This window comes from Nocardia brasiliensis ATCC 700358 (assembly GCF_000250675.2).
In the GTDB taxonomy this organism is placed as follows: Bacteria; Actinomycetota; Actinomycetes; order Mycobacteriales; family Mycobacteriaceae; genus Nocardia; species Nocardia brasiliensis_B.
This window is the reverse complement of record NC_018681.1, coordinates 4610232-4626067: the sequence shown is the minus strand read 5'-3', so window position 1 is coordinate 4626067 and position 15836 is coordinate 4610232. Positions and strand designations below refer to the sequence as shown.

Sequence of the window (15836 nt, the reverse complement as noted above, 5' to 3'; positions counted from 1 at the left end):
GGCCATGGCTCGGATGTCGTCGTCCGGGTCGCCCCGAATAGTGATCCGAAAGCCGCAGCTCAACGCCACCTCCGAGCACCAACGACGCTCGCCCACGCTGGTCACCCGATCAGGAGGAAAGGGTGGCGGTATCGCCCGAGAAGCCCCCGCCCCCCTTGCCTCCTGATCACTCGCCCAACATCCCGAGCGAGTGTCGCTCGGCGTGTCGGAGACTTCGGCCACCCGGAACAGCTCACTAGTGTCGTCGCCCTGGCTCAGGACGGGGCTCTGGGCACGGCTGCGCGCGCCACCGCCCAGTGCAGAACGGGTCGCTCTGCACTGGGCGTGCGGGCCGCCGCCACCGAGCTGCCAGGCGAACCGACGTCAGCGGCCCGCACGATGCGTTCCAGCCCCTGCCGCCCGCGCTGGCGTCCCGATTCACCGTGCAGCGCAAGCTCGGCAGCGGTGGCGAGGCGACGGTGGCTGTGCCGGGCCACCCACGGGCACGACTTCGCGATCAAACTGTTCCACCATGTGCCCCGCTACCGCGTGGATTTCGAGGCGCCGCAGTATCGGGACAGCTTCCAAGCCGAACGTTCGCAGCTCGGAGCGTCGCGGACGGTGTGTCGACGCCGACATGCAGAGCGGGCTCGCCAGAGACATTGCTGCCCAGCGTTGGACAGGCGGCTCGACACGACTGCGGTGCGAGCATCCGACCCACACTCGTCGCGCTGCCGTGAACACCGCCGAGGCTTCGCCGGAACTGCTGGCGCCGCACACCAGTGTCGACGCCGACGTCATCCGTGAGCTGGCGCGGGCGCACGCGAGCGCGCGTTTGCCGCACATGCGCTCCGGCGAACCCTGGACGATCACTCAGCCGAGTGCCGATTACCTGGTGACAGGTAACTCAGCGCCAACGCATCGCTGCTCCTGAAACCGATTGGCGCAAATCTCGCGCCCCCGCGCACTTTTCGTGGTCCCGCGCGCGTGTCGGTCAACTGACACGCGCGCGGGACGACGAAAAGTGCGCGGGATGGCGAAAAGGTGCGCGGCACGCCACCTGCTGACCCTTGCGGCTACTCGAAGCGGGTGGCGGCGGAGACCATTGCCGTCTCTCGAGGCGGGGGCACAGCCTCGCGAGCTGCGGCGTGCGGACGACGCACCGGTAATTGCAGAATTTCGTGCGGCGATTGCTGGTTTGCGGCCCTACGAACTGGGGTCGGTACGGTCGGCAGCCGTCGACCCGACGATCTCGAGGCGCCACGGTCAGCCAAGCCCTGCCAGTGCCGCGCTTGTCCAACACCTCGAACGAGTACCGCTCGGCAAGCCGGTGACTGCGGGCCGCTCGGCAAGCCGGTGACTGCGGCCCGCTCGGCAAGCCGGTGACTGCGGCCCGCTCGGCAAGCCGGTGACTGCGGCCCGCTCGGCAAGCCGGTGACTGCGGCCCGCTCGGCAAGCCGGTGACTGCGGCCCGCTCGGACCTACTCGAAGGACCTCGCCGAATACATCGGCCGCTGCGGGCGAGACGCCGAAGTTCCGGCAGACACCACAGCCCGGCACCCGTGCGCCATGATTCGGTTGTGCGACGGGCCACATGAACACGCATGAAACCGCGAGGCTCTCCGCCACCCCCGACCATCCCCCGCAGTAAATCCCCAACCCCCACCCCACCCGAACCCCCTTGCGCGCCAACACTTCACGCACGCACAGCCCACCAGCACGTCAATAAAACGAGAGGTTCTGAGTCCACCAGGGACCGGAAGCGAAAGAGATTCTTCTCTTTCCGCTATCTATTTTATATCGCACCCCCGGTCTTGCGGCAAGGCCGGGGTGATGCCGCACAATCGTCGGCCTGAGCTGTTGTCCATCGAATCGGGGGTAGGAATTTGCGGGTGTTGTTGTCGAGTTTCGGTTCGCGTGGCGATGTCGAGCCGATGGTCGGTCTGGCTGTGCAGTTGCGGGCGCGGGGCGCGCAGGTGCGGGTGTGCGCGCCGCCGGATTTCGCGGGGTTGCTGGACGAGGTGGGGGTGTCGTTCGTGCCGGCCGGTCCGTCGGTGCGCGGAATCACGGCGGGGCCCGATCGGTGGCAGCCCGCCGATATCAGGCAGCGCGCGACGGAGTTGCTCGCGATGCAATACGACACGGTGTGCACCGCGGCCGCGGACTGCGACGCGGTGGTGGCGACCGGTTTGTTCCCGGCGACGGCGGGTGCGCGGGCAGTGTCGGAGAAACTGGGCATCGGCTTCGTGTTCGTGAGCTTCTTCGCGACCTTGTTGCCTTCGCCGCATCATCGGCCGCACCCGTGGCCGGGTCGCCCGCTGCCGCCGGAGGTGACCGACAACGACATGCTGTGGGAGTTGAACGCGCAGCACATGAACGAGCTGTTCGGCGAGGTGGTCAACGAGCACCGCGTGACGGTAGGTCTGCCCGTCGTCGAGAACGTGCGCGATCACGTGTACACCGACCGTCCGTGGCTGGCCGCGGATCCGGTCCTCGGCCCGTGGCCGCACAGCGCGGATCGGCCGGTGGTGCAGACCGGTGCGTGGATCCGCCCGGACGACCGTCCGCTGCCTGCCGACCTGCTGGCGTTCCTGGCTGCGGGCCCGCCTCCGGTGTATGTGGGTTTCGGCAGTATGCCGATGCTCGCGTCGGCCGATGTCGCCGCGGTGGCGATCGAGGCGGTGCGCGGGCGTGGACGCCGTGTCGTTCTGTCGCGTGGTTGGGCCGATCTGTCGTTGGTCGATGACCGCGACGATTGTTTCGCGGTCGGTGAGGTCAATCAGCAGGCGCTGTTCGGCCGGGTGGCCGCGGTGGTGCATCACGGTGGCGCGGGCACGACGACGACCGCCGCCCGCGCGGGTGCACCGCAGGTGCTGGTGCCACAACTGGTGGACCAGCCGTATTGGGCCGAGCGGGTGGCGGATCTCGGCATCGGCGCGGCGCTGGCCGGCCCGGTGCCGACGGTGGCGTCGCTGTCGGCCGCACTGGAGACAGCGTTGGCCCCCGAGACCCGCAGCCGGGCCGCGGCGGTGGCGCACACGATCCGCGCGGACGGTGCCGCCGTCGCCGCACACCGGCTGGTCACCACCTTCAGCCGGGATATGCCGCCGGTATCGGCATGACTCACGTTATCCGAAAAAGTAAGGGGCACATGTCAACTCAGGGTTACGACGCGGAACTGGCAGCCGAGCGCGGCTATGTGGCCGAACTCTACGCGCGGCTCGACGCCGAGCGCGCCCGGGTCAAGGGTCAGTACGGTGCCGCGCTGCGGGGCCGGGAGGTGACCGCGATGGAGCGCGAGGATCAGGTGCGTGCGCTCGCGAAATCGGTGCAGCGCTACGACGTGGCGGACAACGGCCTGTGCTTCGGCCGGCTCGACACCTTGACGGGTGAACGTTCCTATATCGGCCGTATCGGGTTGTTCGACGAGGCGAACGAGTTCGAGCCGCTGCTGCTGGATTGGCGCGCGCCCGCCGCGCGCGCGTTCTATGTCGCTACGGCCGCGAATCCGGAGAACATGCGCCGGCGCCGCCAGTTCCACACGCGCGGAAGGCAAGTCGTCGATTTCACCGACGAGGTCCTGGGTCGCCCGGAAGGCGCCGAACGCGGTGACGCGGCACTGCTGGCGGCGGTGAACGCGCCGCGCGGGCCGGGGATGCGCGACATCGTGGCGACGATCCAGGCCGAACAGGACGAGATCATCCGCCACGAGCACCAGGGCGTGCTGGTGATCGAGGGCGGTCCGGGCACGGGTAAGACCGTGGTGGCCCTGCACCGGGTCGCCTACCTGCTCTACACCCAGCGGGAACGGATGGAACGTCAGGGCGTGCTCGTGGTCGGGCCGAATCCGGCGTTCCTCGACCACATCGCGCACGTGCTGCCCTCGCTGGGCGAGACCAACGTGGTGTTCACGACGACCGGCGACCTCGTGCCCGGGCTGCGTGTCACCGCCGAGGACGGCCCGGAAGCCGCACGACTCAAGGGATCACTGAAGATCCTCGACGTGCTCGCCGCGGCCGTGGCCGATTGCCAGCGACTCCCCCGGGAGCCGGTGCCGATCGAGTTGGCCGACGCGACGGTCCGGATCGACGCCGAGACCGCGGAGTGGGCCAGGGACGAGGCGCGTGCGAGCGGGTTGCCGCACAACGAGGCCCGTAAGGTGTTCCAGGAGATCGTCTCGTGGGTCCTCACCGAACGAGCGATCGCCCGGATCGGCAAGGGCTGGCTGACCCGCTCGGACAAGCAAGCCTGGGAGCAGTTGCGCGAGGATCTGCTCGAGGAACTCGCCACGCACGACACGTTCACCGCGACCCTGGACGAACTCTGGCCGATTCTCACGCCGGAATCGGTACTGGCGCAATTATATTCGTCGCACGACCGGCTCCGTGCGGCGGATGCCGGTGCGGCGCTGTGGCGGTCCGACGGTGCGGCGTGGACGGTGTCGGATGTGCCGTTGCTCGATGAGTTGTTCGATCTGCTGGGCCCCGACAGGCCCGTCGACGACAGCGCCGAGCGGGAACGCCGGCAAGAGGCCGAATATGCCGCGGGCGTCCTGGATGTCATGGTCAGCCGCGAGGACATGATGGACGACGAGGACCACCTCTTCGCCCAGGACCTCCTCTACGCCGAGGATCTGGCCGACCGGTTCCTCGAACGCGACACCCGCGATCTCGCCGAACGCGCTGCCGCGGACCGGGATTGGACCTACCGCCATGTCGTGGTCGACGAGGCCCAGGAGTTGTCCGAGATGGATTGGCGGGTGCTGATGCGACGCTGTCCGGGCAAGTCCTTCACGGTGGTCGGCGATCTCGCGCAACGTCGTTCGGCGGCAGGGGCGAGTTCGTGGGCGAGCATGCTGGAACCGTATGTGCCCGGACGCTGGGTCTACCGTTCGCTGACGGTCAATTACCGCACCCCGGCGGAGATCATGGCGGTCGCGGCTGCGTTGCTCGCCGAGTTCGCACCCGAGGTCCAGGCGCCGGAGTCGGTGCGGGCGTGCGGCGTGCAACCGTGGTCCAGGCTCGTCACAGATGACGAATTACCCTCTGCCATCGACGCATTCGTGCGTGATGAAGCCGACCGGGAAGGAACCAGCGTGGTGATCGGTCCGCCGGGCGTGCCGGGCGCGGTGCCCGCCTCGGAGACGAAAGGCCTGGAGTACGACGCGGTGCTGGTCGTGGCGCCGGAGCAGATCCTCGCCGACGGTCCGCGCGGGGCCGCCGAACTCTACGTCGCGCTCACCCGCGCGACGCAGCGCTTGGGCGTCCTGCATCAAGGTCCGCTACCGCAGGCCCTGTCCGGGCTCCTCGAAACCGGTGCGCCTGTGGGGAATCATCTGCCCGCCTAGCGGTTCCGTTCGACGCGGTGCACGAGGCCCGCGATGTGCTCGGCCAGGGTGGGCCACAACTCGCGAGACATGCTGTGGCCCATCCCTTCCACGACGACCAGTTCGGCGCCGGGGATGGCCTCGGCGGTGGCCCGGCCGCCACTGAGGTCGAAGGCGCGGTCCTCGGTGCCGTGGATCACCACGGTGGGCACGTGGACCGATTTCAGTTGCGCGGTGCGGTCGCCGGAGGCCAGGACCGCGACGAACTGGCGCATCATGGCCTCGGCGGAGAACCCGCGGTCGAAGCCGCGTCCGGCGCGCTCGATCGCGGCGGCCTCGTCGAAGGCGAACGCGGACGCGCCCACCGCCCGATTGGCGGCGACCCGCCAGGCGATGTAGTCGGCCCGTTCGGTGGGCGGCGCACCGGCTCGGCCGAAGGCGGCGGGATCGCTGTGCCCGACGTCGGGATTGCCGGTGGTCGACATCATCGACGTCAATGACCGTGCCCTGCTGGGGTATTCGATCGCAATCGTCTGGGCGATCATCCCGCCCTGGGAGGCGCCGACGAGGTGAGCACTGTCCAGGCCGAGCACGTCGAGCAGGCCGACGGTGTCGGCGGCCATATCGGAGAGGGTGTAGGCGGCCGAGGACACGTCACCGGACATGGCGGCCGCGATATCGGGTGCGGGTCCGCCGGTGATGTAGGAGGAACGGCCGGTATCGCGGCTGTCGAACCGGATGACGTGCAGCCCGCGTTCGACCAGTTCCGCGCACAGACCGTCCGGCCAGTCGATCAGCTGGCCCGCCGCGCCCATCATCAACAGCACCGGCGGCTGCCGCGGGTCACCGAGCCGCTCGTACGCCACGTCGATCTTCGACGGGCCTACCTTCGACGCCAGTTCCTCTGCCATTGCGCACTCCGTTCCGCTCGTCCGGCACAGCCCGTCCCCGCGCTGCCCTAGCGGCCCAGGAAACCGCTCAGACCAGCGATTATGCGGCATAGTCGGGCCCTTGCCACAAGCCCACCCGCGCGGTGTATGTTCCAGTGGGGAGGAATTCAACCGGCTCGCCGCGCCCACTCCTCGGCGGAGGAATTCGCGTTCCGGCAGGCCAACCGCCGACGGTTCACCCATCGCGGCCATCAGATCTCCATCGTGACGGCAGCTCGGGAGCCGACGGCACACTGCTCTGCACCCACGGTTCCCGACCGCGACCCAGGACCTGCATCGCCAGCGTCGCCACCCGGCGGTCAGCGACTCTCCGCGACCTCGGCCAGCGGCACGGCTCCGATGGCGACGGCGGTCGCGGTGTCCAGGTCGAGGTGCAGTGCGCGACCGGGTTCGGCAGCCGGGCCGTCGTGGTGTGAAACGTGTCCCGCGTCGTCGACGGTGACGTGAAATACCGTGTCGCCGATGAAAACAGTGACCGTCTCGTCCGGGAAGTGTTGTGCGACAGCCCGTCCCAAGGGCAGCGCGAACCAGTGGGCGCGCACCGCGTCGGTGGCGCGGCGTTCCCCGAGCAACGGTGTCCCCCACACCGACAGCGCGTCCAGGACCGGGCGTAATGCGGTTCCGGTGGCGGTGAGTTCGTAGACCGCGGTGCTCGCGCGCGGGCCGACCCGCTGCCGGGTGAGGATGCCGTCGCGTTCGAGGTCTTTGAGCCGGGCCGCGAGGATATCGGTGCTGATGCCGGGCAGGTCGGCGAACAGATCGCTGTATCGGCGTGGGCCCGAAGACAATTCGCGCACCAGCAGCAGGCTCCAGCGATCGCCGACGACATCGAGGGCGCGGCTGACGCCGCAGTAGTGGTCGTAGCTTCGGTGTGGCACGCCACCCACTGTAGCTTGCTACTTGGAAAATCCAAGTGCAGACTTGGATTTTCCAAGTACAGTGGTCGCAGTCGCCGCGAGAAGGGAAGTTCATGCAGGTCAAGCAGTCCAGCAAACTGTCAGGGGTGTCCTACGAGATCCGCGGACCGGTGGCCGAGCAGGCGGCGCGACTGGAGGCCGAGGGGCACCACGTGGTGAAACTCAACACCGGCAATCCCTTGCTGTTCGGATTCGAGGCGCCCCCGGAGATCTTGCAGGACATCGTGCGCACGCTGCCCGCCTCCAGCGGCTACTCCAGTTCCAAAGGCCTGCTGCCCGCCCGGCGCGCGGTGGTGCAGTACTACCAGACCCTCGGGCTCACCGAGGTCGACGTCGAGGAGGTGTTCCTCGGCAACGGCGTCTCCGAACTGGTGATGATGGCGATGACCGCGCTGATCGAGAACGGTGACGAAGTCCTCGTTCCCGCACCGGATTTCCCGCTGTGGACCGCCGCGACGACGCTCAACGGCGGCCGCGCCGTGCACTACATCTGTGACGAGGCCGCCGACTGGTATCCCGACCTGGCCGATATCGAAGCCAAGATCACCGACCGCACCCGGGCCCTGGTCATCATCAACCCGAACAACCCGACCGGCGCGGTGTACCCGCCGGAAGTGTTGCGCGAGCTGCTCGAGATCGCCCGCAGGCATCAGCTGATCGTGTTCGCCGACGAGGTCTACGACAAGATCCGCTACGACGGCTCCACCCACACCGCGGCCGCCGCCCTCGCCCCCGACCTGCTGTGCCTGACCTTCTCCGGGCTCTCGAAGTCCTACCGCTGCGCGGGATTTCGTTCCGGCTGGCTGGTGGTCTCCGGGTCCACCCAGCACGCGGGCAGCTACCTCGAGGGACTGACCATGCTGGCCGGGATGCGCCTGTGCGCGAATGTTCCAGCGCAGCAAGCGATTCAGGCCGCGCTCGGCGGGCACCAGAGTATTTTCGATCTCACCATGCCCACCGGGCGGCTACGCGAACAGCGTGACCGGGCCTGGGAGGCGCTCAACGCGATCCCCGGCGTCAGCTGCGTCAAACCCCAGGGTGCGATCTACGCGTTCCCGCGCATCGACCTGGACATGTATCGGATCAAGGACGACGAGCAGTTCGTGCTGGATCTGTTGCTGCAGGAGAAGATCCACATCGTGCAGGGCACCGGCTTCAACTGGCCGCACCCCGACCACTTCCGCATTCTCACCCTCCCGCACGCCGACGACCTGGAGGCGATCATCGAACGCATCGGACGCTTCCTGGCCGGCTATCGGCAGTACTGACCGCCCGATTACTCAGAGTTCCTTGCGCATGCCGCCGTCGATGACGAGATCGGCGCCGTGGATATTGGGTGCCGATCCGCCGGCCAGGAACACCACTAGGGCGGCGATCTCGGCCGGTTCGGTGATCCGGCCGGTCGACATGCCGAGGGTCGCGGGCAGGACGTCGAGGAATTCCTCGCGCGAGAGTCCGGCGCGGGCGGCGAGCGCGTCGCCGGTACTGCCGGGCTCGGTCCACACCGACGTCCGCACCGGCCCCGGCGAGATCGTGTTGACCCGCACTCCGCGTGGGCCGAATTCCTCGGCGAGCGCTTTGCCGAGCGCGGCCAGCGCGGCTTTGGCGGCGGCGATGTCCACCAGGTGCGGCGCCGGGCGGCGCGCGTTGATCGAGCCGATGTTGATGATCTGACCGCCACGCTCCAACAGGCTGGGCAGCGCGGCCCGGGTCGCGCGCACGGCGCTGAGCAGGGTCAGGTTCAGGGCGTGGTGCCAGTCGTCGTCGGTGACGGACAGAAATCCGCCCGGATGCGGGCCCGTGGTACCCGCGACGTTGTTGACCAGCAGGTCGATGCCGCCGAGTTCGCCCAGTGCGGCATCGATGAGCCGGCCGGGGCCGTCGGGAGTGCCCAGGTCGGCGGCGACGGCGAGCGAGGCGATGCCGGCCAGTTCGGTGCTGACCGATCGCGCGCAGGCCACCACCCGATAGCCCTGCTCGCGCAGCGCGGTGGTCACGGCCAGGCCGATGCCCTTGCTCGCGCCGGTGACGACCGCGTTCTTACCCTCAGGCACTGCTGCCCCTTCCTGGGAGATGTCGATCCCCCTGCCGATAGATACATCAGTATTCACTGATGTGTTCGGGAATGTATCATTGGCCACTGATGGATGACAATGACCCCGAAGATCGACTGTTCACACTCGGCCGTGCGCTGAGTTGCCGTGTGCGCCTTGCGGTTCTACAAAATCTGGCACGCGGCGACGCCTCCGTGGGCGAGCTGGTCGAACACACCGGGGCCACGCAATCCAACATGTCGAATCACCTGGCCGTGCTGCGCACCGCCGGGTTGGTCACCGCCGAACGCGAGGGGCGGGTGGTGCGCTACCGGCTCGCCTCGGCGACTGCCGCGGATCTGGTGCGCAGTTTGACCGTGCTGGCCGACCGCTGAACCCTATGTTCCAGCGAAAACCCTTACGCCGCCGAGGGTTTGCGCGAGCGCGGGCAGCGCCTCGGAGCACCCGGCGTCCAGGGTGCAGGTCGCCAGTTCGTCACCGCGGGTGACGCCCCGGTTGATGATCACCACGGGTTTGCCGTGCCTGGCCGCGTGCCGCACGAATCGCAGTCCCGACATGACGGTCAGCGACGAACCCGCGACCAGCAGCGCGTCCGCGGCGTCGACGAGGTCGAACGCGGCAGCCACACGGTCCTTCGGGACGTTCTCGCCGAAGTACACGATGTCGGGTTTCAGCATGCCGCCGCAGCGCGCGCAATCGACCATCCGGAAGCCCGCGGTGTCGGCGACCACCGCGTCGGCGTCCGGCGCGACCTCGACCCCGTCGGTCGTGACACCGTCGGCGAACCCGGGATTGGCCGCCTCCAGTTGCTCGGCCAACGCCATCCGCGACATCAAGGCCGCGCACCCGAGGCAGCGCACCTGCGCATAGGTGCCGTGCAGGTCGATGACCCGGCGATGCCCCGCCTTGGTGTGCAGCAGATCGACGTTCTGGGTGATCAACCCGGTCACCACGCCCATGCGCTCCAACTCGGCCAGCGCGCGATGCCCGGGGTTGGGCCGCGACGCGTCCATCCGCCGCCAGCCGACGTGGTTACGCGCCCAATACCGCTGCCGGAACACCGGATCGCCGACGAACTGCTGGTAGGTCATCGGGTTGCGCGGCGGCGAGGCCGGACCACGATAGTCGGGGATGCCGCTGTCGGTGGACAACCCGGCCCCGGTGAGCACGACGATCCGGCGGCCGGCCAGCACCTCGGCCGGCCGTCCGACGTCCGCGCGAAGTGACGTGCTGTCGGGCATGCAGTTCAGGGTACGTCGGGTGCTCAGACCCGCCGCATCACCGAGACCACCTTGCCCAGCACGACCGCCTCGTCACCGTCGATGACCTGGTAGGCGGGGTTGCGCGGCTCGAGGTAGACGTGCCCGTTGCGCCGCCGGTACACCTTCACCGTGGCTTCGCCCTCGATCATCGCGGCGATGATCTCCCCCGAATGCGCCTCGTTCTGTTTACGCACCACGACGATGTCGCCGTCGCAGATCGCCGCATCGATCATCGAATCGCCGCGCACCCGCAGCCCGAACACGGTGCCGCGGCCGACGAGCTGACGCGACATGGTCACCATGTCGTCGGAATGTTCCTCGGCCAGGATCGGCGTGCCCGCCGCGATATCGCCGACCACCGGCACCGCCACCGAATCCTCGTTCGTTTCCCGCGGCGCGCTCGCCTGCAGGAACATCCGCACATCGATCGGGCGCGACATCGTCTCGCTGCGCCGCAGGAACCCTTGCTCCTCGAGGCTGTTCAGATGTTTCGACACCGACGACGAAGACCGCAGCCCCACCGCGTCACCGATCTGCCGGGAGTTCGGCGCGTACCCGTGCCGCACCACCCAATCCCGGATCGTGGCGAGGATCCGCTGCTGCCGCTCCGGCAGCCTGGACGTGTCGAGATGCTCGAGGTCGTCGTAGGTCACGCGGGAATCCTAGAGGTCACCGCCGATCCGTCCGCCGCACAGGCCGATTCAGGGAGTGTCGGCCCCGCCACGGTCAGGCCGTGCCGCCACGTTCGGATGTGCTTCGCTCGACACAGAATTCGTTGCCCTCGGGGTCGAGCAGCGTCACCCAGCCCAGACCGTCCGCGGTGCGGTGATCCTCGTAGAGCGTCGCGCCGAGGGCGAGCAACCGGTCCACCTCCTCGTCGCGGGTGCGCTCGTCCGGCAGCCAATCGAAGTGGACGCGATTCTTCACCGTCTTGCCCTCCGGCACCTGAATGAACAGCAATCCCGGCACCGGAGCAGGCGCTTCGAGCAGGACTTCGTCATCACCCGCCTGATCCGCGTCGGACACCGGCCACCCGGTAGCGGTTGCCCAGAACGTCGCAAGCTTGTACGGGTCGGCGCAGTCGATACTCACATGCCGCAGGATCATGCGCGCGAGCCTAACGGTGCACCGAGTGCCATTGCAGCCCAATAATCTTCACCCGGTAGGCGTACAACGACGGCACCACAACCTCAACGGTCATATCACCGAACGCAACACCGCACCTGCTGCAAGCTATGAGTTCGAGATCGCCGCGCTCGGAGTCTGCTCAACCCGGCTCTTCGAACCCAGCAGCGGGCGAATCCTGCTCGGCGAAGCGTCGTTCGGATTGCTCCCCACTCGACGCTCTCCAGTCAATTCCACTGTCGCGGAACACCATCTTCCTGGTCCCATTGGACTTGACCGACGTAGGCAAAACGGGAGGGGCCATGGTCTTTGCTTGCAGAACGAACGTCAGAAAACGGCGCGATCAGCACCGCTACACTCGAATTGCGGCCATCCTCACGACGATCACAGCACTCGTTGCCGGTATGGCAGCTGTCGCCGCGAGTCCTGCGTTCGCCGACCCCCGGTGCCCGAACGACGACCCCTGGTACGGCCATTGCGTCGGAGGGGCCATACTCGCCGAGTTTCGCGCTGCCGGAGATTTTCCATTCTTCGGTAACGCGACCGATCCCGAGTCCGACGCCGCGCGCGGGGGACGGTGGCAAGCGTTCGAAAGAGGCAGTTCGATCTACTGGCACCCGCGCGTCTCGGATGGGCGAGCAAACCAGATCGGTGGCGCCATTCGCGATAAATGGGGCGAACTCGGCTGGGAGAACGGAGCACTCAGGTATCCGACAACACGCGAACTGCCAACCCGTAAACCTGGGCGCTTCAACAATTTCGAAGGCGGCTCGATCCACTGGTCCGGCCCGACCGGTGTGCACCCGACGTGGGGCCTGATTCGAGACAAGTGGGCGCAGTCGGATTGGGAGAACGGAGTGATGGGCTTCCCCAAGTCTGACGAGTACGTAACGAAAAATGACGGCCGTGGCCAAGGGTTCGAGGGCGGTCTGATCTATTGGCATCCAACGACCGGTGCTCGCATCGTCCGCACCCCGATCGCCGAGTACTGGGCACGGTCCGAATGGGAAAACGGTGTATACGGCTACCCGATCGAGGACACTCAGCAACCGGGCTGTGGTCAGTACGCGCAGAGATTCCAGGGCGGTATCCTGGTCACCGGCATCGAGGGATACCAACTGCCTTATAACTCGGTTGACGGACGGGAGATCGCGTATTCCGCCGCGTTCACCGATCAAAGATCGATCGATGCATGGCGCGGCGCCGTCGCTGAGTGGAACACCATGAGCGCGATCAACGTCAAACAGTCCGGCGCAGTGGGATACGACCTGACCGTCAACGAGGTGAACCTTCCGGATGAGACCTATTCTGGGCAGTACCAGAACTTCGGAGCGCTACCCGACCAGATCAAACTCAACCGCGCGTACACGGATCGATACAGTGATACCCAGCGCCGAGTGGTACTGATCCATGAGCTGGGACATGCACTGGGACTGGATCATTCGTGTGATTCGCAAATCATGGGGCCATCGGACGGCACCAGGCAGGTCAGCACGCTGCAGGGGCTCGACAAGGCTGTATACCGTTACAAGTGGGGGTGGTGAAGTGATCGGAAAGAGTGGTCGGCGTTCGGCGGGACGGGTGTCACTTGGAGTGCTCGCGGTCTTGGGAATGGCGGTAGCCTGTTCGCCGGAGGAAGGGCCGCCTCTGGTCCCGGGCGCGTCTCCGCCGTCCACCTCGTACCTCCAGTCCAGCAGCGTGATCGACCGTGATGATCCGGCGGCGGTTGCGGGGGCGGCAACCGACATCTTCTTCGGGCGGGTGGTCGAGTCGATCGGGTCGACCGAACGCCGGGGGCAGCTCGAGTCGCAGTTCTCGCTCGAGGTGAGCGAGCGACTCAAGGGCGACGTCGCCGGCCGTGTGACGGTCAATCAGCGTGGTGGGCTGAAGGATCGGACGATCGTGGTGGAGGCAGGAGACGAACTGCTGGTGCTGGGGCAGTCCTATTTGATCGCGGCGCGCTACAGCAAAGAAGAAGACTGGTACACGCTCATTCCGGTCGCCGGGGACATCCCCGTCACCGGCGACAGCACGCCACGTTCCGCCCTGCGTCGGCCACCTGAGGATCGGGACGCGGTGCGCTCCCGGATGAAGGACGCGATCGCACACCAGATTCCGCTCGGATCGACGAATAGTTCCCAGCCTCCCACGCCGTCGCGCGGGCCGACACCGCGTTCCCCGGAACACTCGAGCACCGTCGCGCCGACGACGTCGCAGACCCCCGGCGGCCGACCGCCGAGTTGACCCCGTGGGCGAACGGGTTCGGGGAAAAGTCAGCGGCTGGCGGCCAGGACTGCGGCGAGGCCCTGTTGCAGGTCCTTGACGAAGAAGTCGGGGACTTCCAGGGAGGGGAAGTGGCCGCCGGAGTCGGGGATCCGCCAGCGGACGATCTGGCGGTACCGCTGCTGGGCCCATGGGCGGGGGCACTTTTCGATGTCGCGGGGATAGATGGTGATGGCCGCGGGCACGTCGACGCGGAGTTCGGGGTCGAGCGAGTGGTGGCTTTCGTAGTAGATGCGGGCCGCCGACGCACCGGTCCTGGTCAGCCAGTACAGGGTGACGTCGTCCAGAATCCGGTCTCTGGACATCGTTTCGAACGGGCTGTCGTGGGTGTCGGTCCATTCGGCGAATTTGTCGAGGATCCAGGCGAGCAGGCCCACGGGTGAGTCGACGAGTGAGTAGCCGATGGTTTGCGGCCGGGTCGCCTGCTGTTTCGCGTATGCCGCGCGATGACGCCAGAAATCGCGGGTCTCCTCGGTCCATGCACGCTCGGTCGCCGTCAGCCCGTCGGCGGTCGCCCCGGGCGGCGCCTGTGCGAGGGTGGTGTGGATGCCGAGGACGTGTCCGGGGAACCGCCCGGCGAGGACGGTGGTGATCACGCCGCCCCAATCGCCGCCGTGCGCCACGAATTCGGGGTAGCCGAGCCGGTCCATCAGTTGCACCCAGGCGGCCGCGATCTTTTCGATGCCCCACCCGGTGTCGGCGGGCTTGTCGCTGTACCCGAAGCCGGGCAGCGAGGGGGCCACGACGTGGAAGGCCGGCGCGCCGGGATCGGTGGGATCCGCGAGTTCGTCTATCACATCGACGAATTCGGCGATGCTGCCCGGCCAGCCGTGGGTCATGATCAAGGGCGTGGCATCCTCGCGCGCCGAGCGCCGGTGCAGGAAGTGGATGCCCAGATCGTCGATGGTCGTGCGGAACTGGCCGATCCTATCGAGGCGCGTTGCGAACGCCTGCCAGTCGTAGTCGGTGCGCCAGTAGTCCACGATCTCGGAGAGGTCGGCGAGGGGCACGCCCTGGTCCCAGCGGTCCGGGCCGGGCGCGGCGCGATGGACGGTTTCGGGTTCCGGCAGCCGCGCCGCCGCGAGGCGTGCGCGCAGCTCGTCTAGCTCGGCCTCGGTGGTGGGTGCTTCGAACGCGTGCACGTCGCTGCTTCGACGGTTCATGCGACCACCCCCGCGACGTGAGCTGCTGCGCGGACGCCGCCCGATGCAGGGCCGGCCGCAGAACGATGTGTGGGCATGAGACCTCCTCCTAGAACCTGCTATGCCGGTTCTCGAACCGGCTAAGACGGTTCTAACATGCGTCGAACGAGCACCGCAACCGTCTATGGTGGTTCCATGAGCGCTCGGTTCCCGGAATTCCGTCTCGGTAACATGCTGGCAACCAGCTTCACGGGGACGCTGACGGAACGCCGTGGCGAACCCGTGGAACGCATTCCCACGCCGCGCAGACTCGTCGACTGGCTGGTGGTGAACGGTCTCCCCGTGGAGTCCTGCACCCCCAGCGAACACGAACTCGCCCGCGAACTACGCGAAGCGATTCACGCCGCCGCGACCGCGGCCGCACTGCACGAGGCGCTCCCGGCGCCCGCCCTCCGAATCATCAACGAGCGCAGCACACAGGGCCGGGCCACCGCCGTCCTGACACCCGAGGGCACTCGGCAGTGGCGACTCAGCTCGCCCACGAGCGTCACCGACGCCCTGGGCGTGATCGCCGCCGACGCGATCAGCATCATCGCCGGTGCCCGCGACGGAAAGCTGGCCCTGTGCGCATCACCGACCTGCCGCGCCGCGTTCTTCGACACCAGCCGCAGCCGCACCCGCAGATGGTGCGAGATGAACACGTGCGGGAACCGCGAGAAGAAGGCGCGCTTCAACGCCAACGAGCGCAAATCGCCGCAGCGGCAACACAACAGCGAATAGCCGCGAACCAGGGTGCTG

Annotated in this window: 15 protein-coding genes; 8 read left to right on the top strand and 7 right to left on the bottom strand. The window is 67.6% G+C overall.

Annotated features, from left to right (window positions below; genetic code table 11):
* Positions 1 to 715 precede the first annotated feature (715 nt).
* The 3 genes from O3I_RS20575 (at position 716) to helR (ending at position 5326) form a co-directional block, all read left to right on the top strand.
* Positions 716 to 913, top strand: a complete 198-nt coding sequence (locus O3I_RS20575) for a hypothetical protein (RefSeq protein ID WP_014984898.1) — start codon at positions 716 to 718, stop codon at positions 911 to 913.
* Positions 914 to 1865: 952 nt separating this feature from the next.
* Complete coding sequence (locus O3I_RS20570) at positions 1866 to 3101, top strand: glycosyltransferase (protein WP_041562741.1); 1236 nt, start codon at positions 1866 to 1868, stop codon at positions 3099 to 3101.
* A 29-nt stretch (positions 3102 to 3130) separates the two neighbouring features.
* Positions 3131 to 5326, top strand: coding sequence for an RNA polymerase recycling motor ATPase HelR (gene helR / locus O3I_RS20565; protein WP_014984896.1), 2196 nt, complete (start codon positions 3131 to 3133; stop codon positions 5324 to 5326).
* On the opposite strand, the gene O3I_RS20560 is transcribed toward helR, so the two are convergent.
* Together O3I_RS20560 and O3I_RS20555 are read right to left on the bottom strand one after the other, a co-directional pair.
* Complete coding sequence (locus O3I_RS20560) at positions 5323 to 6216, bottom strand: alpha/beta fold hydrolase (RefSeq protein WP_014984895.1); 894 nt, start codon at positions 6214 to 6216, stop codon at positions 5323 to 5325. The genes helR and O3I_RS20560 overlap by 4 nt on opposite strands.
* 338 nt (positions 6217 to 6554) lie before the next feature.
* Positions 6555 to 7133, bottom strand: coding sequence for a winged helix-turn-helix transcriptional regulator (locus O3I_RS20555; protein ID WP_041562740.1), 579 nt, complete (start codon positions 7131 to 7133; stop codon positions 6555 to 6557).
* 92 nt (positions 7134 to 7225) lie between these two features.
* On the opposite strand from O3I_RS20555, the gene O3I_RS20550 reads away from it, so the two are divergent.
* Positions 7226 to 8440: a pyridoxal phosphate-dependent aminotransferase gene (locus O3I_RS20550; protein WP_014984893.1), complete on the top strand. Its 1215-nt coding sequence runs from the start codon at positions 7226 to 7228 to the stop codon at positions 8438 to 8440.
* Positions 8441 to 8452: 12 nt separating this feature from the next.
* Here O3I_RS20550 and O3I_RS20545 read toward each other — a convergent pair whose 3' ends face one another.
* A complete protein-coding gene (locus O3I_RS20545; RefSeq protein WP_014984892.1) occupies positions 8453 to 9226 on the bottom strand; it encodes an SDR family oxidoreductase in 774 nt (257 codons plus the stop codon).
* A gap of 89 nt (positions 9227 to 9315) precedes the next feature.
* On the opposite strand from O3I_RS20545, the gene O3I_RS20540 reads away from it, so the two are divergent.
* A complete protein-coding gene (locus tag O3I_RS20540; protein WP_041564082.1) occupies positions 9316 to 9600 on the top strand; it encodes an ArsR/SmtB family transcription factor in 285 nt (94 codons plus the stop codon).
* A 3-nt stretch (positions 9601 to 9603) separates the two neighbouring features.
* Here O3I_RS20540 and O3I_RS20535 read toward each other — a convergent pair whose 3' ends face one another.
* The 3 genes from O3I_RS20535 to O3I_RS20525 form a co-directional block, all read right to left on the bottom strand.
* Complete coding sequence (locus tag O3I_RS20535; RefSeq protein ID WP_014984890.1) at positions 9604 to 10467, bottom strand: NAD-dependent protein deacetylase; 864 nt, start codon at positions 10465 to 10467, stop codon at positions 9604 to 9606.
* A gap of 23 nt (positions 10468 to 10490) precedes the next feature.
* The gene (gene lexA / locus O3I_RS20530; RefSeq protein ID WP_014984889.1) at positions 10491 to 11141 is read right to left on the bottom strand and encodes a transcriptional repressor LexA; all 651 of its coding nucleotides are present in this window, start codon (positions 11139 to 11141) and stop codon (positions 10491 to 10493) included.
* Between the two features lie 73 nt (positions 11142 to 11214).
* Positions 11215 to 11595: a VOC family protein gene (locus tag O3I_RS20525; RefSeq protein WP_014984888.1), complete on the bottom strand. Its 381-nt coding sequence runs from the start codon at positions 11593 to 11595 to the stop codon at positions 11215 to 11217.
* A gap of 320 nt (positions 11596 to 11915) precedes the next feature.
* Here O3I_RS20525 and O3I_RS43390 point away from each other — a divergent pair, with 320 nt between their 5' ends.
* The gene (locus O3I_RS43390) at positions 11916 to 13157 is read left to right on the top strand and encodes a matrixin family metalloprotease (protein WP_141691942.1); all 1242 of its coding nucleotides are present in this window, start codon (positions 11916 to 11918) and stop codon (positions 13155 to 13157) included.
* 154 nt (positions 13158 to 13311) lie between these two features.
* Positions 13312 to 13857, top strand: coding sequence for a hypothetical protein (locus tag O3I_RS42795; RefSeq protein ID WP_051066693.1), 546 nt, complete (start codon positions 13312 to 13314; stop codon positions 13855 to 13857).
* Between the two features lie 29 nt (positions 13858 to 13886).
* On the opposite strand, the gene O3I_RS20510 is transcribed toward O3I_RS42795, so the two are convergent.
* Complete coding sequence (locus tag O3I_RS20510) at positions 13887 to 15059, bottom strand: epoxide hydrolase family protein (RefSeq protein ID WP_014984885.1); 1173 nt, start codon at positions 15057 to 15059, stop codon at positions 13887 to 13889.
* 174 nt (positions 15060 to 15233) lie between these two features.
* Here O3I_RS20510 and O3I_RS20505 point away from each other — a divergent pair, with 174 nt between their 5' ends.
* Positions 15234 to 15818: a CGNR zinc finger domain-containing protein gene (locus O3I_RS20505; protein ID WP_041562739.1), complete on the top strand. Its 585-nt coding sequence runs from the start codon at positions 15234 to 15236 to the stop codon at positions 15816 to 15818.
* The last annotated feature ends 18 nt before the right edge of the window (positions 15819 to 15836 follow it).